Below are 203 nucleotides of genomic sequence, written 5' to 3'. Positions count from 1 at the left end.
AGACGGGCTTCTTCTTCAAAAAAGAGTTCATTGAGACTTTCTTCCGCGATAGTCAAAGCGTTTTCAGTTTCCATAAGATAAAAGTATTAATAAAGGGGCAAAAAAAGAACGGTTTCGCCTTTCCCGTTGACTATCACATCACTAAGACGCTGGAGGTACATTATATACTCCCCACGGGGGTACGAAACCGCCTATGAGAAGAG

1 protein-coding gene is annotated in these 203 nt (G+C 42.4%); it reads left to right on the top strand.

Annotated features, from left to right (window positions below; all coding sequences use genetic code 11):
- Window positions 1–197: hypothetical protein (locus HMPREF2794_RS29205; protein WP_204107926.1), on the top strand; the 197-nt coding region annotated here is incomplete at its 5' end.
- Window positions 198–203 lie beyond the last annotated feature (6 nt).

This window comes from Bacteroides sp. HMSC067B03 (assembly GCF_001811315.1).
GTDB lineage: Bacteria > Bacteroidota > Bacteroidia > Bacteroidales > Bacteroidaceae > Bacteroides > Bacteroides faecis.
The sequence above is the reverse complement of the archived record's forward strand: the minus strand, read 5'-3'. Positions and strand labels throughout refer to the sequence as shown.